The organism is Enterobacter sp. WCHEn045836, from assembly GCF_003965585.1.
In the GTDB taxonomy this organism is placed as follows: Bacteria; Pseudomonadota; Gammaproteobacteria; order Enterobacterales; family Enterobacteriaceae; genus Enterobacter; species Enterobacter dissolvens.
Window position 1 is genome coordinate 199,895 of record NZ_RXPT01000001.1, and the last position, 26,324, is coordinate 226,218.

The window sequence follows — 26,324 nt, forward strand, 5'->3', positions numbered from 1 at the left end:
CGAGTAGTATTCTTGCATGCGTCGGCACGTAGCGCAGCCTGGTAGCGCACCGTCATGGGGTGTCGGGGGTCGGAGGTTCAAATCCTCTCGTGCCGACCAAAACTATTCAGAAACCAGCCATATGGCTGGTTTTTTTATTGCAGTTCATCCGGCGTTTTACGCAGATAAACCAGCGCCAGCAGGCAAATCACGCCCCCCGCATAAAATGTATATTCCGCGCCAAACGTGTCCCAGATAGCGCCCGCCCCCACGCTGGCAATCAACAGCCCAACACCACTGACCAGACTAAAAATACCGTAGGCGGTACCACGCAAATCAGCCGGTGCGGTTTTAGCTATCATGGCCGCCAGTAACCCCTGCGTCATCCCCATATGTAGGCCCCAAAGCGCGACACCGAATATAATGCCAGCCCAGTGAGTGCTCAGTGCAAGCACAACATCAGCCCCTATCAGCACCATCAGCCCCCACTGCAGTAGTCTGGTATGGCTCATGACGTCAGAAAGCTTGCCAAACGGATAAGCAGAGAGGAAATAAAGCAGGTTCATGGCCACCATCACCAGCGGTATCAGCGCCAGCGGCACCCCGGACTGCTGCGCACGAAGAACAAGAAATGCCTCACTGAAGCGCGCAAGCGTAAAGACGGCCCCCAGCCCAATCACCCACCAGCAGCCTTTCCCCAGACGCCTGAGATTCTCTTTTTTGACGGGATTTGTACGTTTTTGCCCGACTGGCGTTGTCGGTTCATGCAGACCGAAAAACAGCAATGCCACGGCAAGCACGCCGGGGATCACCGCGATCCAGAAAATGGTGCGGAAATCATTATTCCACAGCAGCATCAGGCCAACGGCCAGCAACGGACCGAGAAATGCGCCGATAGTATCCATTGACTGCCGCAGACCAAACGCCGCGCCGCGAAGCTCGTGCGGCGTAACGTCAGCAACCAGCGCATCACGCGGCGCACCGCGGATCCCCTTCCCGACCCGATCGATGAGCCGTGCGCCCAGAATCATGCCGGAAGACGTGGCGATAGCGAACAGGGGTTTACTCAGCGCCCCCAGCCCATAGCCCAACACCGCAAGCCCTTTACGCTTGCCAAGATAGTCACTGATTGCCCCGGAAAACACCTTAATAAATAACGCTGTCGCTTCAGCCAGCCCCTCGATCAGGCCGATAAAAATCACGCTGGCCCCCAGCGTGGTCACCATAAACAACGGCAGCAAGCTGTGAATGATCTCCGAAGAGATGTCCATCAACATGCTGACTCCACCGACCACCCAGACGCCTTTCGGGATCCGGCTTAGCGTGGCAAACCGGGATTGCATTAAGCCTCTCCTGCTTTCTGTAAACAAAGGTGTTCTCAACAGAATATCCTGGAAATGCGAATACACAGCGTCAGGCAAAAAAAAGCCAACCCGCAGGCTGGCTTCGTTATCGCACGTGAACGCTTAGTGCTTGTCACGCCCGCCGAGGAAGAAAATACCCAGCGGAATAGCAAGCAGGACGGTGAACACCAGGCTGTAAACGAAGATCATCGCCGACTGCAGGACATACATGCTGGTCGTCCACGCGGAGAGCGGAATATTGTACTGTTCGATGACGCCGACAATGGTTGCTCGCCCCACGCACGCAGCCGCAATCATAAACACAACCAGCAACGCCAGGAGGAACTTACGGCCTTCAGGTGTTTTGAGCTTTGCACGAATCATCTCTCTTCCCTTTACAGATGAATAACATTATTTAGGCCTTAAAATAACACGATCTGCCGCCAGACTCCACCGCAGTACGAACAACCAAAAAATGGCGACAAATGCAGTTCATTACACTAATCATATTGAAAATGTAAGTAAATCACTCTAAAAATTCATAACCGTTATGCTAATCTTTTGAGGATCGTTTTGACATAAAGGAATGACAGTGAAAAACGCACCTAAATTTGCCCTTGCCCTGATCGCCGCCGCGTGCGTGAGCACCAGCGCCTTCGCTACCGACAGCCAGAAACCACAGCCTCTGGAAAAAGTCGCCCCTTATCCGCAAGCGGAAAAAGGAATGAAGCGTCAGGTGATCCAGCTTCCCGCTCAGCAGGACGAAGCGAATTTCAAAGTGGAACTGTTGATCGGCCAGACGCTGGAAGTGGATTGCAACCAGCACCGTCTGGGCGGCCAGCTGGAAAGTAAAACGCTGGAAGGCTGGGGTTACGACTACTTTATCTTTGATAAAGTGACGTCCCCGGTCTCCACCATGATGGCCTGCCCGGATGGCAAGAAAGAGAAGAAATTCGTGACCGCGTATCAGGGTGATAACAGCCTGTTACGCTACAACAGCAAGCTGCCAATCGTGGTGTATACGCCGGAAAACGTGGAAGTGAAATATCGCGTGTGGAAAGCAGATGAGAATGTCGGACAAGCGGTAGTACGTTAAGAATACGTCGGGTGGCGGCTTCGCCTTACCCGACCCGGAAAGGGTGCGTTCTGGTGCCCTCACCCCAACCCTCTCCCACCGGGAGAGGGAGAAAACACTAAAAACGGTAACAGATGTTACCGTTTTGCTTTTACCTTACAGCGCGATATCCGCAACCGGTTTGTTTTCTGCCTGCGGCTTGAGCTCTGCTTTTGGTGCAGCATCAGCGGCCTGCGGTTTAACGTATTGCAGTTGCAGTACGCGGCTGGTGTATTCCAGCTCCTGCTCCGTCGCGTCCACGTTACCGTTCAGCTTAGTACCGTAGGATGGAATGATGGTTTTCAGTTTGGCCTGCCATTCCGGCGTGGCAACTTTATCTTTGAACACTTTTTCCATCAGGTGCAGCATGATTGGCGCAGCGGTAGAGGCCCCTGGTGACGCCCCCAGCAGCGCGGCAATGGTGCCGTCTTTATCGCTTACCACTTCGGTACCCAGACGCAGCACACCGCCCTCTTTCGGATCACGCTTGATGATCTGTACGCGCTGACCCGCCTGCCACAAACGCCAGTCTTCTTTTTTGGCCTGCGGATAGTACTCTTTCAGTGCCTCGAAGCGTTCTTCATCAGAGAGCATCACCTGGCTAATCAAGTATTTCACCAGATCGAAGTTATCCAGACCGACATCCATCATTGGCTTAACGTTAGAGGTCGTGGTTGCGCTGAGCAGATCCCACAACGAGCCGTTTTTCAGGAATTTGGTGGAGAAGGTTGCAAACGGCCCGAACAGCACCACACGTTTACCATCAAGCATACGGGTATCGATGTGTGGAACGGACATCGGTGGCGCACCGACGGAGGCCTGGCCGTATACTTTTGCCAGATGACGGTTCACCACTTCCGGGTTTTCCGATACCAGGAACTGGCCGCCTACCGGGAAGCCCGCGTAGTCGTCAGCTTCAGGGATACCGGACTCCTGCAGCAGTTTCAGCGCCGCGCCGCCCGCACCAATAAAGACAAACTTCGCCTTGATGACGTGCTCGGCTTCGTTGTTTTTCAGATCGGCAACGGTCACGCTCCAGCTGTTGTCAGCGTTGCGCTTAAAGCCACGCACTTCGGTGCTGAGCTGAAGGTTAAAGTTCTCTTTTTTCTTCAGAGAGGCCACCAGCTGACGGGTGATTTCGCCATAGTTGACGTCGGTACCAATCTCGGTGCGGGTCGCTGCCACTTTCTGGTTCGGGTCACGCCCTTCCATGACCAGCGGTGCCCACTCTTTGATCTGCGCGTGGTCTTCAGAATACTTCATGCCGCGGAACAGCGTGCTCTGCTGCAGCGCCGCGTAGCGCGCGCGCAGGAAGTTCACATTCTGCTCCCCCCACACAAAGCTCATGTGCGGCACGGTGTTGATGAACGAGTGCGGATCGTGCATCACGCCGCTGTTCACCTGGTGAGACCAGAACTGGCGAGAAATCTGGAATGCTTCGTTGATCTCTACCGCCTTCTCGATACTAATGGAACCGTCCTTTTTCTGCGGCGTATAGTTCAGTTCCATGAGTGCCGAATGTCCGGTACCGGCGTTGTTCCAGCCGTTTGAACTCTCCTGCGCGACGCCATCCAGGCGTTCGACCATGGTCATCGACCAGTCCGGCTGGAGCTCTTGCAGATAGGTTCCCAGCGTGGCGCTCATGATACCGCCACCAATTAAAAGGACGTCCGTTTCCTGCTCTTTTGGTGTGTCAGCGTTCGCCGCCATAGAGACGGTGTTCAGCCCCACGGCCAGAGAAAAGAGCATGGCAGTCATTTTTTTCATAATTTTGCCTTAGTTGAGTAGTGCTTGAAGCGTGGAAATTGCAGGTGAAAAAAGCTGCGGGGGGAACGGTAGCAACTTTTAAATATTGTTTAAAGGTTACGAAATTATTGTAATTGTGAAATTTAATGATGGATTGTTTGTAGGGAATTGCTGGATGCAACTGGCAAGACGCAGTTTTTCTGGCTACTATGCTGCACTTTGTGATCGCGCGCACGGAAGCCCGCCCCAACCTGCGAATTGTTATGTCATTACCTCCTGCTTTTTCCTCCCGTGAAGACCATGTCTCCACGGTCGTGCGCTCACCCCACCTGTTGCTACGTGAAACCCTGGCGGGCGTCATTACCGCCCTGGCCCTCATTCCTGAGGTGATCTCTTTTTCCGTGGTCGCGGGCGTTGATCCGAAGGTAAGCCTGATGGCCTCCGTCGTGCTGTGTCTGACCCTTTCAGTGCTCGGCGGTCGTCGCGCGATGGTGACAGCGGCAGCGGGTTCCGTCGCGCTGGTCATTGGCCCGATGGTGCATCAGCACGGCGTGCAGTACATCCTGCCGGCCGTCCTGATGGCCGGGATAATTCAGATCCTGTTCGGCGTGCTCGGGATGGCGCGCCTGATGCGCTTTATTCCCCAGTCGGTGATGACCGGCTTCGTAAATGCGCTGGGATTGTTAATTTTCTTCGCGCAGGTTCCCCATTTCTGGAGCCGCAGCCCGCTGATTGTGGGCCTGTTCGTGCTGACGCTGCTGATTGTGCTGTGGGTGCCACGCTATATCAAAAGCGTCCCGTCACCGCTTATCGCGATTGTACTGCTCACCCTGTTCACCGTGACCACCGGACAGGTTCTCCCGACGGTGGGGGATGAAGGCTCTATGAGCAGTGGTTTGCCAGGGCTGACACAGCTGCTCGTTCCGCTGAACATGGAAACGCTCAGCATCATCTGGCCATGCGCGCTCAGCATCGCCTTTGTCGGCCTGCTGGAATCTCTGCTGACGGCAAAACTGGTGGATGAACTGACCGCGACATCCTCCAGCAAACGCCGTGAAAGCATCGGTCTCGGCGCAGGGAATATTCTGGCCGGGTTGTACGGCGGTATCGCGGGCTGTGCCATGATCGGGCAGACCATCGTCAACGTGGAGATGGGCAAAGGTCGCAGTCGCGTCTCAACTTTTGCAGCGGGCATGGTGCTGCTGGTGCTGGTCACCGCCCTCAGTGAGATAATGGCAAAAATCCCTATGGCCGTACTGGCCGGGATCATGGCGATTGTTGCCATCAAAACGTTTAACTGGCATAGCCTTCAGCCTGCCACGTTAAAAAGCGCGCCCATTGCCGAAACGGTCGTGATGCTGATTACCGTTGCAGCAACGGTTTCAACCGGTAACCTGGCCATTGGCGTGATGGGCGGGATTATTGTGATGGCACTGCTTCCCGCCCGGCTCAAGCGTCGGCTTAAAGAAGAAAAATCGTTGCAAGCCCAAGAAAAATAAAGAAACCGCCGGTATCGGTGATGGCGGTGATCATCACGCTCGACCCCACCGCGGGGTCGCGCCCCAGTTTGGTCATCGTCAGCGGGATAATGACCCCCATCATGGAGGCCACCAGCAGATTCAGCACCATCGCCAGCATCATCACCCCGCCTAACGCCATATCATCGTACAGCCACCAGGTAATACCGCCCATAATGCCTCCCCATACCAGGCCGTTAATCAGCGCCACGCCCATCTCCCTGAAGATCAGGAAGGCGAAGTTTCCCGGCTGAATATTCTCCAGCGCCAGCGCGCGGACAATCATAGTAATGGTCTGGTTGCCGGTGTTGCCGCCAATCCCGGCCACGATCGGCATCAGCGAGGCCAGCGCGACCAGTTGTGAAATGGTGTGTTCAAAGCCGTCGATCACCCGGGAGGCGATAAATGCAGTGCAGAGGTTAATGGCGAGCCATGCCCAGCGGGTTTTCACCGCCTTGCCGACGGAGGCGTGGACGTCATCTTCGGCGCTGATCCCGCCGAGCGCACGTAAATCGTTATCGGTCTCTTCGTAGACCACGTCGACGATCTCATCGATGGTCAGACGCCCCATCAGTTTACCGACAGAATCGACGACCGCCGCGCTCACAAGGTCGTCACGTTCGAAGGTACGGGCCGCTTTTTCCGCGTCGTCTTCCGGGGAGAAGACCATCGGCTCGGTTTCCATCACCTCACTCACCCGCCGCTGAGTGCTGTTCAGCAGGATCGTTTTGAGTTCCAGCTCGCCAAGCAGGGTTTTATCCCGCGAGGTGACAAACAGTTTATCGGTGTTGTCCGGCATGCTGCCCAGACGACGCAGATAGCGCTGAACCGTACCGAGGGTGACATCCGGACGCACCATGATGACGCCAAACTCCATAATGGCGCCCACGCTGTGTTTGTCGTAGTGCATCACCTGACGCACGCGCGCCCGCTCTTCCGCAGGCAGCGAAGCCAGTAATCGCCCGGTCAGGTTTCGCGGCAGGTGCTGAACGAGATAAATCTGTTCATCAATATCCAGCGTCTGCAGGGCATCAAGAATATCCCGGTCGCTCATCTCATCAATGAGATCGTCCCAGACGTTTTCAGAGGCTTCCAGCAATACCTGCCCGCGCTCGTGATCCTGCACCAGACGCCACAGAGCATGACGCTCTTCCGAGGGGAGCGCTTCCAGGGTATCCGCCAGATCTGGCGGGGGTAAATGAGCAACCAGCGCACCTACCTCAGCAATATCGTCGGCCAGTGTGCCGACATCATATTGCTCAGCCAGGGTCAGTTTGCCCAGTAACGCAGAGGTGACTGCTTTATCCGTCGTAAGGAGCCAGATGAGACGCGCACGTTCCTGGTCGCGCTGCCTGGCACTGTTTTTCTTTAAAACCGACATTAATCATAAATCCATGAAATAAGTTGGCTTTAAGCATAGCGCGGAGATATGTAAATAAGAATAAACAACGGGGCGGGATGGAGAAAAAATCGGCATAACATGCACGATTTATCCCCTCTCCCTGTGGGAGAGGGTTAGGATGAGGGCTTCAGGCCGTGCGCGCCACCGCATCGCGAGACGCCGCATCGCGCTCTTCACCGGTCAGTTCGCTCAGCTTGCCGTCACGCATCTCCAGCAGCCGGTCGGCGTGAATGAAGTAGTGATCGTCATGGCTGATGGCAAAGATGGTTTTGCCCATCGCCTGCATCAGCGGCAGCAGCACCTGGTAGAACTCGCGGCGGAAATGCGGGTCCTGATCCGCCGCCCACTCGTCCAGCAGAATGATGTCGCGCTCTTCCGCCAGGGCCAGCAGCAGCGCCACGCGCTTTTTCTGACCTTTCGAGAGCTTCAGGTTGAGGATCTTGCCGTCCTGCAGTTCAAGCTTGTGCGACATCTGCAGATGCGCCAGCCACTTCTCCACCAGCGCCGGGTTAGCCTGCTGCCCCTCCGGTCCCAGCAGTTGATCGAAGAGCCAGACGTCGGTGAATACCGCCGAGAAGAGCTTGCGATAATCCTCAGGCTTCTCTGCGCTCAGCGCGTGGCCATCCAGCAGAATTTCACCCGATTGCGGCTGATATAACCCCGTCAGCAACATCGCCAGCGTCGACTTCCCGCTGCCGTTACCGCCAATGAGAAACAGCAGTTCGCCGCGATGAATCGTCAGATTGACCGGCCCCACGGAAAAGGCGTTGTCCTGATAGCGGAACGTGACGTTACGCAGTTCCAGCGTTTGCCAGTTCGGGAAGGCCTGAGGGCGCGGGAATTCGGCTTTGAACGGAGCAAGGTCGAACTTTTTGAGCTTATTAAACGCCACCTGCGCGCTCAGCAGGGTGGGTAATGCGCCGACGGCCGAGAGCAGCGGTGTACGCAAAAACAGCAACGTCAGGGAGTAGGTCGCCGCAACGTTAGTATCGGCCCAGCCCAGGCTGTTGGCCATCCAGAAGACCAGGCCAATCGCGCCCAGCATCATTATGTTCGACCAGTTAACCGCGCTCAGGTGGAAGGTATCGGCGCGAATAATATGATGCCGGTATTCACGCGCATCCGGAATATAGAGGTTATTGAAGATATGCTCCGCACGCTCGCGGTTCAGGGTCAGCTCTTTGCGCCCTTCCAGTACCGTCTGGTAATCGTTATAGAGTTTGTCCTCGGTTTCACGCAGTACTGCCATGTGTCTGTAGACGCGGGATACCAGCAAAAAACCGCCCCAGATGGTGATAGCAATCCACAGTGCCGTAACGGCCAGCATTTTGCTGGAGAGCCAGGCGAGATAGGCCGCCGAACCAACGGTCAAAATAATACCCTGCACCAGCTCCGGCAGGCGGACAAACGCAATGGTGATGGCGCGCACGTCGCTGGTCAGCCCTGCCAGCAAAGAGGCACTGCCGAGCTGCTCGACGCGCTCCACCTGGGTATCCAGGATCCGCTTGATAAACTCGCTGCGCAGGCGGAAGACGAAATGATGCCCCAGAGCCGTCAGCGCCAGCTGGGAACCCAGCGTGACCGCCATCAGCAGTAATAACAGCCCCAGAAATTCCGGCAGAACGGACAGCGAGGTGTCGACCATTTCAATCAAACGCACGTTAATGAAGGCGATCAGACCAATCCCTAATGCGGCGCTGGCAAGGCTTAACAGCATTACCGCAATAAAGGGCCAGCGATACTGACGCCAGACAAGAAGAAGTAGTTGCATGCAGGCAATCCGGACAATAAAAATCAGCCAGCAGTGTAAACTGCCCTGCGTTTACATCAAGAATAATTCTTATTTTTATTTGCCTGGCGCGGTCTGGCGGAAAGTCAGGTTAAAGCGGAACTCGCCCGTCTGCGGATGGACGCCAGGCTTCAATGGCTGAATGCCGTGGTAATAGAGCCGCGACTCCCTGCCCCACACCACCACATCCCCATGCTCCAGCATCAGACGCTGGAGAGGATCGTTGCGGCGTAACCCGCCGAATTGAAACACGGCGGGCAGCCCCAGGGATACCGAGACGATCGGCGCACGCAGATCGGGTTCATCTTTATCCTGATGCAGCGAGAGTTTCGCCCCAACGCCATAGCGGTTGATAAGACAGGCATCCGGTTGAAAATCGGGATAAGTGGCCTCGACGGCGGCATCATGGCAGAGCGCCTGAAAAACCGCAGGCATGGGCGGCCAGGGCTGGCCGGTGACCGGATCATCCGCAGCATAGAGATAACCCCGTTCGTTGGTTGCCCAGCCTGCTGTGCCGCAGTTGGTCATCGCCACCGACATGGTGTAGCCGCCCGGGGTGACCATATGCCGAAAGGGCGACACCGCCGCGACGTCATGGATCCCGGCAAGCAATTCCGGTGCCCGGGAGAGCGCAAACCGGCGCAGGATCACCGCACCAGGCGCAAGCGGCTCCTGCCAGGGTTCTGCATCTGCAAAAAGATCGAGCATTATCTCTCCTGATTCTTCGCCTCACGTTTCAATAATAACGCCTTTCGTTCCGTCCCCCATCGGTATCCTGACAGCGCGCCATCGTGACGGACAACACGGTGACAGGGGATGACGATCGCCAGTTTATTTGCGGCACACGCTGCGGCCACCGCACGTACCGCGCCAGGTTTGCCAATCGCCTGCGCCACCTGCTGGTAGCTTGCTGTTTCACCGCAGGGAATATTGCGCAGGGCCTGCCAGACCTGCTGCTGGAAAGCGGTTCCGCGAATATCCAGCGGGAGTGCCAGCGGCACGGCGCGGTTATCGATAGCGTTAATCACCTGATGAACGCGTCGGGCGAATTCGCCTTCCAGCGGTGCGTGCTCCGCGTGCGGAAATAGCGACAAAATCTCCTGGGTAACTTTTGCATCATCATCGCCCAGCAATATTGCACAGATCCCCCGCTCGCTTTCACCCACCAGACAGCGGCCCAGGGCACACTCGCTGATGGCATAACGCACTGCGACATCCCCTTTACGGTACTGCTTTGCCGTCATGCCCAGCGCGTCGTTGGCTTTACGATAATAGCTGCTGCTGTCCGGGAACCCTGCCGCCAGCACGGCATCGGTAATTTTGTCCCCGTGGGCGAGCGCGCTGCGCAGGCGTTGTCCTCGCGCCGCCTGCTGCCAGGCTTTTGGCGTCATCCCGGTCACGGACTTAAACAGGCGGTGGAAATGGAACGGACTCATGGCAACCTGCTGCGCCAGCATTTCCAGCGTTAACGCGGGATCCTGCTCCAGTAGACGGCAGGCAAGCTCCACTTTTGCCAGCTTCTCTTCCTGCGGGTCGCGTTTGTCCGGCCGGCAGCGCTTGCACGGACGAAATCCGGCCTGAACAGCATGATGTACATCGGGATAAAAGTGGACATTTTTACGCAGGGCGTGACGGGCGCGACAGGACGGACGACACACGATCCCCGTCGTCTGCACGGCAAAGACAAACTGTTCGTCAGCACGCGGATCGCGGGCCAGCACGGCCTGCCAGCGATCCTCATCGGTAGTAAAGGTCGGGTTTTTCATCATCGGCTCCTCTTACAAGCATACCTACAGCTTGCCTGAGCGCCAGCATTCAAAAACCCGCAACCTTGCTTTTTAATTCTTTTCGCTCACCAGGAAGCTGTCGAACTGTGGTGAACTCCAGGTCTTAAACCCGTCGGCCTCTTTGGTGATCATGTACACAGCCAGCCCCTGCTGGCGAACCACCTCTTTGGCTTTCTCTGTACCGAGTACCATTAACCCGGTGTCCCAGGCATCGGCTTCCAGCGCCGTGGGAGCGATCACCGTGACCGAGACCAGATTATGCGTAATGGGTCGCCCGGTCTGGGGGTCAATCACATGCGAGATACGCTTCCCGTCGAGCTCGTAATAGTTACGGTAGCTGCCGGAGGTGCTGATGCCATGGCCGTTAATATCGACAATCGCCTGCACTGCGTTTTGCTGGTCGGTCGGCTTTTGAATCGCCACACGCCACGGTTTGCCGCTGGCGTTCATCCCCCGGCTAACCAACGCGCCACCCACGGAGACCAGATAACGCGGGATGCCTTCCTGAGCCATCAGTGCGGCCAGATGATCCGCCGCATAACCTTCCCCGACGGTCGACAGATCCACAAACAGGTCGGGAATGTCTTTTTGCAGATACTGTTGCCCGTACTGGTTGATCACCGTCAGATGCTGAAGTCCTGTCCGGGCGCGGGCGTCGTCGATGGCCGCCTGATCGGGTGTGGTAACCGGCTGTTTGTTCGGACCAAATCCCCAGAGATTAACTAACGGTCCCACGGTCACATCCATCGCACCGTGAGTTTTATAACCCACGCGCATGGATTCAGTCACGATATCCGCCATCTCTTCGCTCACCGGCCACAGAGACGTGCTGGTAGAGAGGTTAAAGCGCATCAGCGCCGAGTCGTTTTTGTAGGTGGATAGCAGCTGATCGTCGGCATCCAGCTGAGACTGAATTTTGCCGCGAAGTTCTTCTGCGCGTGCTTTATCAAGGTTCATCACGCTGACGCGCCAGAATGTCCCCATCGTTTTGCCTTCCAGCACCGTCGCCGCTGGCGCGTCGGTGTGTGCCACAGGCGTGGACGAGTCACATGCGGTCAGGAAAAAAAAGGTTGCCAGGACGCTGGCGCGTAAAAAAGTCATGTCCATTCATTATTATCCTCATGCCAGGGCGGCAAGAGTACACCAAAACGCGGGAATTGAAAGGCCTTAAAAAAGGCAAGAAAAAGGGGCCAGTCGGCCCCTTTGTTACACTGAAAAGCGATTAGAACTGGTAAACCAGACCCAGTGCTACGATATCGTCAGTGCTGATACCTGCGTTACGGGTGAACTCTTTGTCATCCAGCAGGTTGATTTTGTAGTCCACGTAGGTAGACATGTTTTTGTTGAAGTAGTAAGTCGCACCCACATCAACATATTTCAGCAGATCCTGATCGCCGTAACCGTTTTCCAGATCCTTACCTTTGGACTGCAGGTATGCCACGGAAGGACGCAGACCGAAGTCGAACTGGTACTGAGCAACCACTTCGAAGTTCTGCGCTTTGTTAGCCCAACCCAGGTTACCTACGCGAGTCGCGTTATAGGTCTGAGTATACTGAGCAGCCAGGTAGATGTTGTTAGCGTCGTATTTCAGACCGCCGGTGTAGGTTTCAGCGCGGTCGCCATTACCGTAAGTCAGATCGTTCTGGGAGCTGGTACGCTTAGAGCTGGACACGGCAGTACCGATACCGAAGCCTTCGCCCAGGTTATAAGTGATAGAACCGCCAACACCGTCGCCGTTCTGACGCAGTTCAGTACGACCATTGTTAGTCTGGTCTTCACCGCTTGCGCTACCGTTTTTACCCTGATACTGAACGGCGAAGTTCAGGCCATCAACCAGGCCGAAGAAATCGCTGTTACGGTAGGTCGCGAAGCCGTTACCACGCTGCTGCATGAAGTTGTCAGAACCGTAGGTGTCACCGCCGAATTCTGGCAGAACGTCGGTCCAGGAAGTCACATCGTAAACAACGCCGTAGTTACGACCGTAGTCGAAAGAACCCGCGTCACCAAATTTCAAACCGGCGAACGCCACACGAGTCCAGGAGTTGTTTTCGTTCTCACCAGAGTTACCCTGAATCTGGTATTCCCACTGGCCGTAACCGGTCAGCTGATCGTTAACCTGAGTTTCGCCTTTGAAGCCAAGACGCATGTAGGTCTGGTCGCCATCCTGACTGTCGTCATCAGAGAAATAGTGCAGACCATCGACTTTGCCGTACAGATCTAATTTGTTGCCGTCTTTGTTGTAAATTTCAGCCGCATTCGCTGCGCCTGCTACCAGCAGTGCTGGTACCAGGAGGGACAGTACTTTAACTTTCATTTTATTAACCCTCTGTTATATGCCTTATTATTACCACTGCTTACCGGTTAACCCTCTTAACCAGTCGGCAATTTCATTCTCCTCAAAATTACAGAATAATCCAACAGGAATATGATACGAAAACTTTGAAAATGTTTCATTTTACTATCAAGATGTTTCAATTTGTAAACATCAAGGAACTTTTACAAAGCACAAAGCGCTTAAGAAATTAGCACTAATAATCAAACGAAAATATACACCCATAAAAATCATATAGTTACAATATAAAAATTTACAGCACTGAATGACAAAACAAGATCGTGCGTAATCACTAAAATAACTCTCGCTATCATCATTAACTTTATTTATTACCGTCATTCAGCTTTGAATGTCTGTTTATCCCTAATTCAACCGGATGCTTCGCATTCGGTTTTTTTTTACCTTTCTTTACGCAATTATAATTTTTTTGTGCTACCGCACAGAAATCATAACGACTATTAACTAAATTCACCTGAAACCCCTCCCGCATAAAACGCAGCGCAATAAAACTTAATTTCTTGTTTATTCGTGCTATTCTCTGTCTGATATCGTGCGTAATCTGTACATTCTCCCTGGGTATGTACACATTTAATACAGACTATTCCGTCAGTACTCACAGAGGAAAAAGTCGCGTGTTCAAAGGCTATGAGGCTGGAAATTCAGTTATTACCCTTTATACTGCCCTATCGCCTTTAAGCACGGCCATCACGGGTTAAACAAATCAATGAGTCAGACTGAAACTACCGCCCCGAGCAAATTCTCCCTACTCCCCGGGAGCATCACCCGTTTCTTTCTTCTTTTGATCGTTGTGCTGCTGGTCACGATGGGGGTGATGGTTCAAAGCGCGGTGAACGCCTGGCTGAAGGATAAAAGCTATCAGGTCGTCGATATCACGCATGCCGTGCACAAGCGCATTGATACCTGGCGCTACGCCACCTGGCAGATTTACGACAATATCGCAGCCGCTCCAGCGACATCGTCAGGCGAAGGGCTGCAGGAGACGCGCCTTAAGCAGGACGTTTACTACCTCGAAAAGCCGCAGCGCAAAACGGAAGCGCTTATTTTCGGCTCGCACGACAGCGCGACGCTTGAGATGACGCAGCGCATTTCAACCTACCTGGATACCCTCTGGGGTGCTGAGACAGTGCCATGGTCGATGTACTATCTGAACGGTCAGGATAACAGCATGATCCTGATTTCGACCCTGCCGCTGAAAGATCTCTCCTCGGGTTTTAAAGAGACGACCGTAGGCAGCATTGTCGATTCGCGCCGGGCAGAAATGCTGCAGCAAGCGAACGCCCTTGATGAGCGCGAGAGCTTCTCTTCCTTACGCCGTCTGGCCTGGCAAAATGGTCATTACTTTACCCTGCGTACCACCTTTAACCAGCCAGGACATCTGGCGACGGTTGTGGCGTTCGATCTGCCGATTAATGATTTGATCCCGCCGGATATGCCGCTCGACAGCTTCCGTCTGGAGCCAGACAACAGCACCCAGAACATGCGTGCCGCCGCGGATAAAGAGGCCGTAGAAAGCGTCTCTATCTCCTTTAACGGTTCAAAAATTGAAATTGCCTCTTCGCTGAACTCAACCGGTATGCGTCTGGTGTGGCAGGTGCCGTTTGGCACGCTGCTGCTTGATACCCTGCAAAATATCCTCCTGCCGCTGCTGCTGAATATTGGCCTGCTGGCGTTGGCGCTGTTTGGCTACAGTACGTTCCGTTTCCAGCCTGGGCGTCAGAGCGATGCCTCAACGGTACCGGCCGGGACCAGTAATGAGTTGCGCGTGTTGCGTGCCCTGAATGAAGAAATTATCTCCGTGCTGCCGCTTGGCGTATTGGTTCACGATCAGGAAGCCAACCGCACGGTGATGAGCAACAAAATTGCCGACCACCTGCTGCCACATCTGAATCTGCAGAACATTACCACCATGGCGGATCAGCATCAGGGGATCATCCAGGCCACCATCAACAATGAGCTGTACGAGATCCGTCAGTTCCGCAGCCAGGTCGCCTCCCGCACGCAGATCTTTATTATCCGCGATCAGGATCGCGAAGTGCTGGTGAATAAAAAACTGAAGCAGGCGCAAAGATTGTATGAGAAAAACCAGCAGGGTCGCGCCGCGTTTATGCAGAACATTGGTGACGCCTTCAAGCAACCGTTAAGAGCACTGGCTACGCAGGCGGCGGCGCTGAGCACGCCTGATAGCCAGCAGCTGGCGAGCCAGGCGGATTCACTGGTGCGGATGGTGGATGAGATCCAGCTGGCGAACATGCTGGAGAACGACTTCTGGAAAGGCACGCCGACCCTCTTCTCCATTCAGGATCTGATTGATGAAGTCGTGCCGGATGTTCTGCCGGTGATTAAGCGTAAAGGGCTGCAGCTGTTGATCAACAACCATTTGCCGGCCAATGACGAGCGTCACGGCGATCGCGAGGCACTGCGTCGAATTCTGCTGATGATTATTCAGTACGCTGTCACCACCACGCAGATCGGTAAAATTACCCTTGAGGTCAATACCGACGAGTCCGCAGAGGATCGCCTCACCTTCCGCATTCTCGATACCGGCGAAGGCGTCACGACCAGTGAAATTGATAATCTGCACTTCCCGTTCCTGAATGATACTCAGAGCGATCACTACGGTAAGGCCAATGCCCTGACCTTCTGGCTTTGCGATCAGCTGGCCCGTAAGCTTGGCGGCCATCTCAATATTAAAGCCCGCGAGTCGCTCGGTACCCGTTATTCGCTGCACGTGAAAATGGCCGCTAATCCGCAGGAGGAAGATGAAGAGCGCCTGCTGGATGATGTAATTGTGATGGTGGATGTGACCTCGAACGAGATCCGCAACATTGTGGTTCGCCAGCTGGAAAACTGGGGTGCGGCCTGCATCACGCCGGATGAAAGACTCTCAAGTCAAGAATTTGATCTGTTTTTAACTGATAATCCGTCTAATCTTACTGCCTCCGGCTTGCTTTTAAGCGATGATGAGCCAGGCGTGCGAAAAATCGGCCCAGGCCAGCTGCGCGTCAACTTTAATATTAGCAATGCGATGCAGGAAGCTGTACTACAACTAATAGAAGAGCAACTGGCACAGGAAGAGATAGCGGAATCCCCGTTAGGCGGCAATGAAAATGCCGAGCTTCACGCCAGCGGATACTATTCACTCTTTGTTGATACAGTACCAGATGATGTTAAGCGGTTGTATACTGAGTCCGCTGCGAATGATTTTGCAGCGCTGGCGCAGACAGCACACCGGCTTAAAGGGGTGTTTGCCATGCTTAATCTGGTTCCCGGCAAGCAGTTATGTGAAACGCTGGAACATCTAATTCGTGAGAAAGATGCCTCTGGCATTGAAAAATACATCAGCGACATTGACGCCTACGTCAAAAGCTTGCTGTAGCAAGGTAGCCTAATACATGAACAATATGAACGTAATTATTGCCGATGACCATCCGATTGTACTGTTCGGTATTCGCAAATCACTTGAACAGATCGAGTGGGTGAATGTAGTCGGTGAATTTGAAGACTCTACAGCACTGATCAATAACCTCCCAAAACTTGATGCGCACGTGCTCATTACCGACCTCTCCATGCCCGGGGACAAATACGGTGATGGGATCACGCTCATCAAATATATTAAACGTCACTTCCCGGACATCTCGATCATTGTTCTGACCATGAACAACAACCCGGCGATTCTGAGCGCCGTGCTGGATCTGGATATCGAAGGGATTGTACTGAAACAGGGCGCACCAACTGACCTGCCTAAAGCGCTGGCCGCGCTGCAGAAAGGTAAGAAGTTCACCCCTGAGAGCGTCTCTCGTCTGCTGGAAAAAATCAGTGCCGGTGGCTACGGCGATAAACGCCTGTCACCAAAAGAGAGCGAAGTTCTGCGTCTGTTCGCTGAAGGCTTCCTCGTGACCGAGATTGCCAAGAAGCTGAACCGCAGTATCAAAACCATCAGTAGCCAGAAGAAATCAGCCATGATGAAACTGGGCGTGGATAATGATATCGCGCTGCTGAACTATCTCTCCTCCGTGACGCTGAGCGCGACGGATAAGGATTGATCCAGGACGGGAGTGCGTCCTGATGCCCTCTCCCACGGGGAGAAGGTGAAAAGTAAAAGGCCCTTACGGGACTTTTTTATGTCCGCGTTTTTCTGACGCGTTCCGCATACACGGACAACGTCTGCTTCAGAACGTCCAGCGTGACCGGTTTCGACAGACAGCTGTCCATGCCTGACTCCAGACAGCGCTGTTTCTCTTCCGCCAGCGCATTCGCCGTAACCCCCACCACCGGCAACGTCAGACCAAGCTGACGAATACGCTGCGTCAGGCGATAGCCGTCCATATTGGGCATATTCACGTCGCTGAGAACGATATCAATATGGTTTTTACTCAGCACATTCAGCGCATCCACGCCGTCATTGGCGGTTTTACACTGATAGCCCAACGAGCCCAGCTGGTCAGCCAGCAGACGACGGTTAATCGGATGGTCGTCCACGACCAGAATCATCATATCGTCGTTCACCGACGCCAGCGATTCCGGTGACGGCAGGCTAGCCGCGCCATCGTTCTCTTCAAGCTGCACGCTGTAGATGCGGGCCAGTAGCCCCAACAGTTCATGCGGCGTCGCCACACTGTGAACCCACTCGCCCGGCGCACGCTCAACCGGGATGCCGATGTGACGACGACAGAACATCACCACGCCCCTTCCCTGCCACGGTTGTGCCAGCGTGTCATCGGTGATCAGTACATCATCCACGTCCGGCGTCTGGCCTTCATAACGGGAAACCCGCACGCCGCTGTGGTTCAGCAGTGCCGTCAGATAATCATTCAGCGAGGCGTTGTGCACCGCCAGCCAGCAGCGCTTATCGCTCAGGCCATCGACCGTCGTTTTCGTCGGATACTGCGCGGAATAGAGCGGAATACGGATGGTGAACTGGCTGCCCATACCGGGTTCGGTATCCACCGAGATATCGCCGTCCATCATGCTGACGAGCTTCTCACAAATCGCCAGCCCCAGCCCGGTCCCCTGGAAGTTACGCTGCACGCCGGTACCCACCTGGAAGAACGGGTCAAACAGACGAACCACTTCCTTGGCCGGGATCCCAACGCCAGTATCCCGCACGCGAATGCTCAGGTAGTCCCCTGCCCGGCACACATGCAACACAATACAGCCGATGTCGGTAAATTTGATGGCGTTACTGAGCAGGTTCGAAATGACCTGCTGCAGACGCATAGGATCGCCATGCAGCGTCAGCGGTACATCCGGTTCAATAAAGCAATAGAGGCCCAGCTGTTTACGCACCACCAACGGCAGATAGTTGGCGCTGATGTGGTTCATCACCTCACGTGGCGAGAACTCACGCGGTTCAATTTTTAGCTGCTCGGATTCAATTTTAGAGAAATCAAGAATGTCGCTGATGATTTTCAGCAGCAGGCTTGAGGAGTTGTTCATCGCCGTCACCAGGCGGTCAACCCCTTTCGGCAGCTCTTTGGTCTGCAGCAGATCGAGGTTGCCGATAATCCCGTACAGCGGCGTACGTAACTCGTGACTGACGGTGGCAAGGAACATGGATTTCGACTGGCTCGCCTGCTCCGCCGCCTGGGCCATCTCCTGCAACGACTCTTCCATTTTCACGCGCGCCGAGACATCCACCAGCACGCAAATTGCCACGTTCTCATTGCGGTAGCGCGAATGCACGAAGCTTATCTGCAGGTTGGTATGGGTACTGGTCAGCACGTCGACAAAATTCACCTGCTGACCACAGATAATTTGCGTCAGCCTTTGCCTGTCCTCATGCGTCAGCATGTTCAGGTAGTTATGCGCCAGTTCGTTACTGAGGATATTGGTGCCGTCCTGGGTGCGCAGGATACAGATCCCAACCGGCGCGGAGGCGACAATCTTACGGTTAAACTGCTCGTGCTCCTCCAGACGCTGGGCATCATTTTCAGCAGGAATGAAAATCTTCCGCTCATACATCCGCGCCAGGGTAAACAGCGCCCCGCCTACCAGCACGTTCAGCAGGATGGCGTTCATGATAAGAATACGGATCCGCTCAAGCACCATATCCACCGGCAGTGAATAGACAATGCTCAACGACGATGGCGGTAAACTTTTCTTCAGCACCAGCTCGCGGAAACCTGAGGTATAGCCAAACCACGAACGCTCCTGCATCCAGTGCGGATCAATATTCAGGCGATTATCCGGCCCGGTGAGTGAAATCAGGGGATGGCCGTTTTCATCCAGAATGGTCACTCCCATCGGCAGGCTGCCCGGCGTGAAGAAGTTTTCCATGCGGATGGTCTGTTCAATGCCCAGCAGCGCCTGCAGACGATTGCCCAGATACACCGGCGTCAACGCGTAGAAATAGCCCACGCCCATGCGCGGCCCCTGGCTTATCCAGAAGATGTTATTCCCGCGCTCATCCTGTGGCGCATTGCGGTATTTCACAATCCGCTCATGCAGACTTTTCAGCGCATCATCACGTTCGACGGGCACGTCGCGCAGACCAAAGTCGGCCATACAGAGGTTTTCGCTGCCAATCAGGAACACGCGGTTCAGGTCATAGGCGGCGGAGAAGTTGTCGCGCCAGTAGCGCATAAACCAGGAGAGCGACTCCAGCGATCCGCGCCAGGTATTGCTCATGGCGGAACAGTCGGAATCCGGGAACAACGGCTCGAAATCGGGCACTTCGGTTTTGTCATTACGCCCGCGGATAGCAAGAATACCGTTTTCCGCCGTCAGACGATTTTCGGCAATGTACTTCAGCTCCTTCATCACGTCGGATGTTCGCTGAATATAACGCTGGGCCTGATCGGAGCTTAAGTTAAATTCCTGGCGGATCTCCGCTTCTTTCTGGTGCAGCGCGTTAACGATGTAAAACACCGAGAACAGGGCCACCAGTAACCAAAGCAAGAGCGCCAGCGCCCGAAACAGATAGCGAGAGACTTTCAGCGTGGTTCGAAAGGAGACGAGGTATTTCAAAGGGGCGAGGCTCCGCCGTCGGGGTCAAAAAGAATGTGGTTAAGGTAGCGGTAAACGCGGCTTGTCGCAACGTTGACTTATCTGCATCTGCAAAAGAAAAGGGCCGGAATCCGGCCCTTTATGCGTCAGGAGACATTACTCGTCAACGTCATCCGCTGCATCATCGTCGGTGTCCACTTCCGGTGCGATGTCATCATCACCTTCCGCGACGCTACCGTCGATGGAATCGAGCTCTTCGTCATCCACCGGCTCAGCAACACGCTGCAGGCCCACCACGTTTTCGTCTTCCGCCGTACGGATGAGGATAACGCCCTGGGTATTACGACCCACCACGCTGATCTCCGACACGCGGGTACGCACCAGCGTACCGGCATCGGTGATCATCATAATCTGGTCGGCATCGTCTACCTGCACCGCGCCTACAACGGAACCGTTGCGTTCGGTCACCTTGATAGAGATAACGCCCTGCGTGCCACGCGACTTGGTCGGGTATTCCCCTTCCGCCGTACGTTTACCGTAACCATTTTGCGTCACGGTCAGGATGGCCCCTTCCCCGCGAGGAATGATCAGAGAAACGACGCTGTCTTCGCCCGCCAGCTTGATACCGCGAACGCCCGTTGCGGTACGCCCCATTGCACGGACGGCGTCTTCTTTAAAGCGCACCACTTTACCGGCTGCGGAGAAGAGCATGACTTCATCTTTGCCTGAAGTCAGATCGACGCCAATCAGCTCATCGCCTTCGTTCAGATTCACCGCGATGATACCGGCAGAACGTGGACGGCTGAACTCGGTCAGCGCGGTTTTCTTCACGGTACCGCTGGCGGTCGCCATAAAGACGTTCACGCCTTCTTCGTACTCGCGTACCGGCAGAATGGCGGTGATACGTTCGTTCGCTTCCAGCGGCAGCAGGTTAACGATTGGACGACCACGTGCACCACGGCTCGCTTCCGGCAACTGGTAGACCTTCATCCAGTACAGACGACCCCGGCTGGAGAAGCAGAGGATGGTGTCATGGGTGTTCGCCACCAGCAGACGGTCAATAAAGTCTTCTTCTTTAATACGTGCCGCAGATTTGCCTTTACCACCGCGACGCTGTGCTTCGTAGTCGGTTAACGGCTGATACTTCACGTAGCCCTGGTGAGACAGGGTCACAACAACGTCTTCCTGGTTGATCAGGTCTTCGATGTTGATATCCGCAGTATTAGCGGTGATTTCGGTGCGACGCTCATCGCCGAACTGATCGCGGATCAGCTCCAGCTCTTCGCGGATCACTTCCATCAGGCGCTCTGCGCTGCCCAGAATGTGCAGCAACTCAGCGATCTGCTCCAGCAGCTCTTTATATTCGTCGAGCAGTTTTTCATGCTCAAGGCCGGTCAGTTTCTGCAGACGCAGATCCAGAATCGCCTGAGCCTGCTGTTCCGTCAGATAATACTGACCATCACGCACACCGAATTCAGGTTCCAGCCACTCAGGACGCGCGGCGTCATCACCTGCACGCTCCAGCATTGCCGCAACGTTGCCCAGATCCCACGGACGGGAAATCAGCGCGGTTTTCGCTTCCGCCGGGGTTGGCGCGCGACGGATCAGCTCGATGATCGGGTCGATGTTGGCCAGCGCCACGGCCAGTGCTTCAAGAATGTGGGCACGGTCACGCGCTTTGCGCAGTTCGAAAATGGTACGACGGGTCACCACTTCGCGGCGGTGACGGACAAACGCGCTCAGGATCTCTTTCAGGTTCATGATCTTCGGCTGACCATGGTGCAGTGCAACCATGTTGATACCGAAGGAGACCTGAAGCTGAGTCTGGGAGTACAGGTTGTTCAGCACAACCTCGCCCACCGCGTCGCGTTTGATTTCAATCACGATGCGCATACCGTCTTTATCAGACTCGTCACGCAGCGCGCTGATGCCTTCAACACGTTTTTCTTTTACCAGCTCGGCGATTTTTTCAATCAGACGCGCTTTGTTCACCTGATACGGGATCTCGTGAACAATGATGGTTTCACGGCCGGTTTTGGCATCTGCTTCCACTTCGGCGCGGGCACGGATGTAAATCTTGCCGCGACCGGTGCGGTACGCTTCTTCGATACCACGACGACCGTTGATGATCGCTGCCGTCGGGAAGTCCGGGCCCGGGATGTGTTCCATCAGCCCTTCAATGCTGATGTCTTCATCGTCGATATAGGCCAGGCAGCCGTTGATCACTTCGGTGATGTTGTGCGGCGGAATGTTGGTCGCCATCCCTACGGCGATACCGGACGAACCGTTCACCAGCAGGTTAGGGATTTTCGTTGGCATGACGTCAGGAATTTTTTCCGTGCCATCGTAGTTATCAACGAAATCAACCGTCTCTTTTTCCAGGTCGGCCATCAGCTCATGGGCAATCTTCGCCAGACGGATTTCCGTATAACGCATTGCCGCGGCGGAGTCGCCGTCGATAGAACCAAAGTTACCCTGACCATCTACCAGCATGTAACGCAGCGAGAATGGCTGCGCCATACGAACGATGGTGTAGTACACCGCGGAATCACCATGGGGATGGTATTTACCGATTACGTCACCAACGACACGGGCAGATTTTTTGTAGGCTTTATTCCAGTCATTGCCCAATACGTTCATGGCGTATAGTACGCGACGGTGTACCGGCTTCAGGCCATCGCGGACGTCCGGCAGCGCACGGCCAACAATGACCGACATCGCATAGTCCAGATAGGAGCTCTTCAGCTCTTCCTCGATGTTAACCGGTGTAATTTCTCTCGCAAGGTCGCTCATCTAACCGCTATCCCTCTACTGTATCCCGGATTCAAAGGTCGCAAATTATAACACAGCCGCGGTGATACAGGTAAACCTATACGCTTTATTCACAGGGATTGCCTGATATACTCATTCGTCTTGCTAAATAAGGAGTAAAAGCGCCCATGAATGCCGAAAAATCCCCGGTGGCTCACAACGTTGACCACGAAGAGATTGCCAAATTTGAAGCGGTGGCGTCCCGCTGGTGGGATCTCGAAGGTGAGTTCAAACCGCTGCATCGCATCAACCCGCTGCGTCTGGGCTATATCGCGGAGCGTTCCGGCGGTCTGTTCGGTAAAAAAGTGCTCGACGTCGGCTGCGGCGGCGGCATCCTGGCAGAGAGCATGGCGCGCGAAGGGGCCACCGTTACCGGCCTGGATATGGGTTTTGAACCGTTGCAGGTTGCCCGTCTGCATGCGCTGGAGTCCGGGATTCAGGTAGAGTACGTGCAGGAAACGGTCGAGGAACACGCGGCAAAACATGCGCACCAGTACGACGTGGTGACCTGCATGGAGATGCTGGAGCATGTGCCCGACCCGCAGTCTGTCGTCAATGCCTGCGCAAAACTGGTGAAACCGGGCGGCCAGGTCTTCTTCTCCACCATCAATCGTAACGGCAAAGCCTGGCTGATGGCCGTCGTCGGCGCTGAGTATGTGCTGCGCATGGTGCCGAAAGGCACGCACGACGTGAAGAAATTCATCAAGCCTGCTGAGTTACTGAGCTGGGTTGACCAGACGTGGCTCAAGGAGCAGCACATTACCGGTCTGCACTACAATCCATTCACGGATAAATTCAAACTCGCACCGGGCGTAGATGTTAACTATATGTTGCACACGACCGCCAAAAACGACTAACGTCATCCATTATTCTTATAAAGATTGCGCGACATCATGTTGCGCAATTCTGACCTCCCGTTGAAGAAATCAGCACTCGATCAAATTTTGAATTTTTTTTCTTAATTATTGACATCTCTTCCAGGCCTTACAGCATGAGGACTTAGCCTTTTTTACCCTTTCACAACCTCAATTTAACGTCAAAATCAACCCTTGTACTGAAAAGAATCCTTACTAGAATACTCACCATATAGCGTTTTTCTTATCGCAAACCCCCTATATGTAGTATTTATCCACAGAGTTAGTCACAAGGCGGATCTGTGGATAAACGGGGGATATTTTTTTATTTCACGGACAGGTAAAACCCACATGAATCAGAGTCTGCTGGTGACAAAGCGCGACGGTACTACCGAGCGTATCAATCTGGACAAAATCCATCGAGTTCTCGACTGGGCAGCAGAAGGCCTGAACAACGTATCTATCTCCCAGGTTGAACTGCGTTCCCATATTCAGTTCTACGACGGCATCAAAACGTCTGATATCCACGAAACCATCATCAAAGCGGCGGCGGATCTGATCTCCCGCGAAGCGCCGGATTATCAGTATCTCGCTGCACGTCTGGCGATTTTCCACCTGCGTAAAAAAGCCTACGGCCAGTTCGAGCCGCCTGCGCTTTACGATCACGTGGTGAAAATGGTTGAGCTGGGCAAATACGATACGCATCTGCTGGAAGACTATACGGAAGAAGAGTTCGAGCAGATGAACGGGTTTATCGATCACTGGCGTGATATGAACTTCTCCTACGCAGCGGTGAAACAGCTCGAAGGCAAATACCTGGTTCAGAACCGTGTCACGGGTGAAATCTACGAGAGCGCCCAGTTCCTCTATATTCTGGTGGCCGCCTGCCTGTTCTCTAACTACCCGCGCGACACCCGTCTTGAATACGTGAAGCGTTTTTATGATGCGGTCTCAACGTTCAAGATTTCTCTGCCGACGCCTATCATGTCTGGCGTGCGTACCCCAACCCGTCAGTTCAGCTCCTGCGTGCTGATCGAGTGCGGTGACAGCCTGGACTCCATCAACGCCACCTCCAGCGCGATTGTCAAATACGTCTCCCAGCGTGCCGGTATCGGTATCAACGCCGGCCGTATTCGTGCCCTGGGCAGCCCAATTCGCGGCGGTGAAGCGTTCCATACCGGTTGTATCCCGTTCTACAAACACTTCCAGACCGCCGTAAAATCCTGCTCTCAGGGCGGCGTGCGCGGTGGTGCGGCAACCCTGTTCTACCCAATGTGGCACCTGGAAGTCGAAAGCCTGCTGGTACTGAAAAACAACCGTGGTGTTGAAGGTAACCGCGTGCGTCACATGGACTACGGCGTCCAGATCAACAAACTGATGTACACCCGTCTGCTGAAAGGTGAAGACATTACCCTGTTCAGCCCGTCCGATGTCCCGGGCCTGTATGACGCGTTCTTCGCCGATCAGGACGAGTTTGAACGTCTGTACACCAAATACGAAAAAGACGACAGCATCCGTAAACAGCGCGTGAAGGCGGTCGATCTGTTCTCCCTGATGATGCAGGAACGTGCCTCTACCGGCCGTATCTACATCCAGAACGTTGACCACTGCAACACCCACAGCCCGTTTGATCCGGTTGTTGCGCCAGTGCGCCAGTCTAACCTGTGCCTGGAGATCGCCCTGCCGACCAAACCGCTGGAAGACGTGAATGACGAAAACGGCGAAATCGCGCTGTGTACGCTGTCTGCGTTCAACCTGGGCGCGATTAAGAGCCTGGATGAACTGGAAGAGCTGGCGGTACTGGCCGTACGTGCGCTCGACGCCCTGCTGGACTACCAGGACTATCCAATCCCGGCGGCGAAACGCGGCGCAATGGGCCGTCGTACGCTGGGTATCGGCGTCATCAACTTCGCCTACTGGCTGGCGAAACACGGCAAGCGTTACTCCGACGGCAGCGCGAACAACCTGACCCACGAAACGTTCGAAGCGATCCAGTATTACCTGCTGAAAGCCTCTAACGAGCTGGCGAAAGAGCAAGGCGCATGCCCGTGGTTCAACGAAACCACCTATGCGAAAGGCATTCTGCCAATCGACACCTACAAGAAAGACCTGGATGCGATTGCAAACGCGCCGCTGAAGCTGGACTGGGAAGCACTGCGTGAATCCATTAAGACTCACGGCCTGCGCAACTCCACACTCTCTGCCCTGATGCCGTCTGAGACCTCTTCGCAGATCTCTAACGCCACCAACGGCATCGAGCCGCCGCGCGGCCATGTCAGCATTAAAGCGTCGAAAGACGGTATCCTGCGCCAGGTCGTGCCGGATTACGAGTTGCTGAAAGACAATTACGAGCTGCTGTGGGAAATGCCAAACAATGACGGCTACCTGCAGCTGGTGGGTATCATGCAGAAATTCATCGATCAGTCGATCTCTGCCAATACCAACTACGACCCGACGCGTTTCCCGTCAGGTAAAGTGCCGATGCAGCAACTGCTGAAAGACCTGCTCACCGCCTACAAATTTGGCGTGAAAACCCTGTATTATCACAACACCCGTGATGGTGCAGAAGACGCGCAGGACGATCTGGCACCATCAATTCAGGATGATGGCTGCGAAAGCGGCGCATGTAAGATCTAATAAATCCCCTCACCCTAACCCTCTCCCACCGGGAGAGGAAACTCTTT

The 26,324-nt window shown here is 54.5% G+C and carries 17 protein-coding genes and 1 tRNA gene; 7 read left to right on the top strand and 11 right to left on the bottom strand.

Features of this window, described 5'->3' with window-relative positions; translation table 11 throughout:
* Positions 1 to 22: 22 nt before the first annotated feature.
* A tRNA-Pro gene (locus EKN38_RS00905) sits at positions 23 to 99 on the top strand.
* A gap of 35 nt (positions 100 to 134) precedes the next feature.
* On the opposite strand, the gene EKN38_RS00910 is transcribed toward EKN38_RS00905, so the two are convergent.
* Positions 135 to 1,322, bottom strand: coding sequence for an MFS transporter (locus EKN38_RS00910; RefSeq protein ID WP_014832724.1), 1,188 nt, complete (start codon positions 1,320 to 1,322; stop codon positions 135 to 137).
* Between the two features lie 123 nt (positions 1,323 to 1,445).
* The gene (locus EKN38_RS00915; RefSeq protein WP_013097997.1) at positions 1,446 to 1,706 is read right to left on the bottom strand and encodes a DUF2534 family protein; all 261 of its coding nucleotides are present in this window, start codon (positions 1,704 to 1,706) and stop codon (positions 1,446 to 1,448) included.
* 202 nt (positions 1,707 to 1,908) lie between these two features.
* On the opposite strand from EKN38_RS00915, the gene eco reads away from it, so the two are divergent.
* The gene (gene eco / locus EKN38_RS00920; RefSeq protein WP_126521587.1) at positions 1,909 to 2,418 is read left to right on the top strand and encodes a serine protease inhibitor ecotin; all 510 of its coding nucleotides are present in this window, start codon (positions 1,909 to 1,911) and stop codon (positions 2,416 to 2,418) included.
* Between the two features lie 135 nt (positions 2,419 to 2,553).
* On the opposite strand, the gene mqo is transcribed toward eco, so the two are convergent.
* Positions 2,554 to 4,203, bottom strand: a complete 1,650-nt coding sequence (mqo, locus tag EKN38_RS00925) for a malate dehydrogenase (quinone) (protein WP_014832726.1) — start codon at positions 4,201 to 4,203, stop codon at positions 2,554 to 2,556.
* 188 nt (positions 4,204 to 4,391) lie between these two features.
* On the opposite strand from mqo, the gene EKN38_RS00930 reads away from it, so the two are divergent.
* The gene (locus EKN38_RS00930; RefSeq protein WP_014832727.1) at positions 4,392 to 5,681 is read left to right on the top strand and encodes a SulP family inorganic anion transporter; all 1,290 of its coding nucleotides are present in this window, start codon (positions 4,392 to 4,394) and stop codon (positions 5,679 to 5,681) included.
* On the opposite strand, the gene mgtE is transcribed toward EKN38_RS00930, so the two are convergent.
* From mgtE to EKN38_RS00960, 6 genes are all read right to left on the bottom strand, one after another.
* On the bottom strand, positions 5,644 to 7,080 hold the full coding sequence (gene mgtE / locus EKN38_RS00935) for a magnesium transporter (protein ID WP_013098001.1): 1,437 nt from the start codon (positions 7,078 to 7,080) through the stop codon (positions 5,644 to 5,646). The two genes, EKN38_RS00930 and mgtE, sit on opposite strands and share 38 nt — an antisense overlap.
* A 148-nt stretch (positions 7,081 to 7,228) precedes the next feature.
* The gene (locus EKN38_RS00940; protein WP_014832728.1) at positions 7,229 to 8,872 is read right to left on the bottom strand and encodes a multidrug ABC transporter permease/ATP-binding protein; all 1,644 of its coding nucleotides are present in this window, start codon (positions 8,870 to 8,872) and stop codon (positions 7,229 to 7,231) included.
* Positions 8,873 to 8,947: 75 nt separating this feature from the next.
* Complete coding sequence (alkB, locus tag EKN38_RS00945) at positions 8,948 to 9,598, bottom strand: DNA oxidative demethylase AlkB (protein WP_014832729.1); 651 nt, start codon at positions 9,596 to 9,598, stop codon at positions 8,948 to 8,950.
* On the bottom strand, positions 9,598 to 10,656 hold the full coding sequence (gene ada / locus EKN38_RS00950) for a bifunctional DNA-binding transcriptional regulator/O6-methylguanine-DNA methyltransferase Ada (RefSeq protein WP_014832730.1): 1,059 nt from the start codon (positions 10,654 to 10,656) through the stop codon (positions 9,598 to 9,600). The genes alkB and ada overlap by 1 nt, the downstream gene beginning before the upstream one ends.
* A gap of 72 nt (positions 10,657 to 10,728) precedes the next feature.
* Positions 10,729 to 11,784, bottom strand: a complete 1,056-nt coding sequence (gene apbE, locus EKN38_RS00955; RefSeq protein WP_013098005.1) for an FAD:protein FMN transferase ApbE — start codon at positions 11,782 to 11,784, stop codon at positions 10,729 to 10,731.
* Positions 11,785 to 11,899: 115 nt separating this feature from the next.
* Positions 11,900 to 12,991 carry a porin OmpC gene (locus EKN38_RS00960; RefSeq protein WP_013098006.1) on the bottom strand — a complete coding sequence of 364 codons (1,092 nt, stop codon included), beginning with the start codon at positions 12,989 to 12,991 and terminating at the stop codon, positions 11,900 to 11,902.
* 742 nt (positions 12,992 to 13,733) lie between these two features.
* Here EKN38_RS00960 and rcsD point away from each other — a divergent pair.
* Positions 13,734 to 16,406, top strand: a complete 2,673-nt coding sequence (gene rcsD / locus EKN38_RS00965; protein ID WP_014832731.1) for a phosphotransferase RcsD — start codon at positions 13,734 to 13,736, stop codon at positions 16,404 to 16,406.
* 16 nt (positions 16,407 to 16,422) lie between these two features.
* Positions 16,423 to 17,073, top strand: a complete 651-nt coding sequence (rcsB, locus tag EKN38_RS00970; RefSeq protein ID WP_003859405.1) for a response regulator transcription factor RcsB — start codon at positions 16,423 to 16,425, stop codon at positions 17,071 to 17,073.
* A 76-nt stretch (positions 17,074 to 17,149) separates the two neighbouring features.
* Here rcsB and rcsC read toward each other — a convergent pair whose 3' ends face one another.
* On the bottom strand, positions 17,150 to 19,996 hold the full coding sequence (rcsC, locus tag EKN38_RS00975; RefSeq protein WP_014832732.1) for a two-component system sensor histidine kinase RcsC: 2,847 nt from the start codon (positions 19,994 to 19,996) through the stop codon (positions 17,150 to 17,152).
* 135 nt (positions 19,997 to 20,131) lie between these two features.
* Positions 20,132 to 22,768, bottom strand: coding sequence for a DNA topoisomerase (ATP-hydrolyzing) subunit A (gyrA, locus tag EKN38_RS00980; RefSeq protein ID WP_126521589.1), 2,637 nt, complete (start codon positions 22,766 to 22,768; stop codon positions 20,132 to 20,134).
* Positions 22,769 to 22,914: 146 nt separating this feature from the next.
* Between gyrA and ubiG the strand changes: the two genes are divergently transcribed.
* Together ubiG and nrdA are read left to right on the top strand one after the other, a co-directional pair.
* Positions 22,915 to 23,643, top strand: a complete 729-nt coding sequence (gene ubiG, locus EKN38_RS00985; RefSeq protein WP_014832734.1) for a bifunctional 2-polyprenyl-6-hydroxyphenol methylase/3-demethylubiquinol 3-O-methyltransferase UbiG — start codon at positions 22,915 to 22,917, stop codon at positions 23,641 to 23,643.
* 348 nt (positions 23,644 to 23,991) lie between these two features.
* A complete protein-coding gene (gene nrdA, locus EKN38_RS00990; protein WP_014832735.1) occupies positions 23,992 to 26,277 on the top strand; it encodes a class 1a ribonucleoside-diphosphate reductase subunit alpha in 2,286 nt (761 codons plus the stop codon).
* Positions 26,278 to 26,324 lie beyond the last annotated feature (47 nt).

Excerpts from the sequence above, each read along its gene's own strand:
- alkB (WP_014832729.1), bottom strand. The coding sequence starts at position 9,598 with ATGCTCGATCTTTTTGCAGATGCAGAACCCTGGCAGGAGCCGCTTGCG.
- EKN38_RS00960 (WP_013098006.1), bottom strand. The coding sequence starts at position 12,991 with ATGAAAGTTAAAGTACTGTCCCTCCTGGTACCAGCACTGCTGGTAGCA.
- ada (WP_014832730.1), bottom strand. The coding sequence starts at position 10,656 with ATGAAAAACCCGACCTTTACTACCGATGAGGATCGCTGGCAGGCCGTG.
- apbE (WP_013098005.1), bottom strand. The coding sequence starts at position 11,784 with ATGGACATGACTTTTTTACGCGCCAGCGTCCTGGCAACCTTTTTTTTC.
- mqo (WP_014832726.1), bottom strand. The coding sequence starts at position 4,203 with ATGAAAAAAATGACTGCCATGCTCTTTTCTCTGGCCGTGGGGCTGAAC.
- nrdA (WP_014832735.1), top strand. The coding sequence starts at position 23,992 with ATGAATCAGAGTCTGCTGGTGACAAAGCGCGACGGTACTACCGAGCGT.
- rcsD (WP_014832731.1), top strand. The coding sequence starts at position 13,734 with ATGAGTCAGACTGAAACTACCGCCCCGAGCAAATTCTCCCTACTCCCC.
- eco (WP_126521587.1), top strand. The coding sequence starts at position 1,909 with ATGACAGTGAAAAACGCACCTAAATTTGCCCTTGCCCTGATCGCCGCC.
- mgtE (WP_013098001.1), bottom strand. The coding sequence starts at position 7,080 with ATGTCGGTTTTAAAGAAAAACAGTGCCAGGCAGCGCGACCAGGAACGT.
- EKN38_RS00940 (WP_014832728.1), bottom strand. The coding sequence starts at position 8,872 with ATGCAACTACTTCTTCTTGTCTGGCGTCAGTATCGCTGGCCCTTTATT.
- ubiG (WP_014832734.1), top strand. The coding sequence starts at position 22,915 with ATGAATGCCGAAAAATCCCCGGTGGCTCACAACGTTGACCACGAAGAG.
- gyrA (WP_126521589.1), bottom strand. The coding sequence starts at position 22,768 with ATGAGCGACCTTGCGAGAGAAATTACACCGGTTAACATCGAGGAAGAG.
- EKN38_RS00930 (WP_014832727.1), top strand. The coding sequence starts at position 4,392 with ATGCTGCACTTTGTGATCGCGCGCACGGAAGCCCGCCCCAACCTGCGA.
- EKN38_RS00915 (WP_013097997.1), bottom strand. The coding sequence starts at position 1,706 with ATGATTCGTGCAAAGCTCAAAACACCTGAAGGCCGTAAGTTCCTCCTG.
- EKN38_RS00910 (WP_014832724.1), bottom strand. The coding sequence starts at position 1,322 with ATGCAATCCCGGTTTGCCACGCTAAGCCGGATCCCGAAAGGCGTCTGG.
- rcsB (WP_003859405.1), top strand. The coding sequence starts at position 16,423 with ATGAACAATATGAACGTAATTATTGCCGATGACCATCCGATTGTACTG.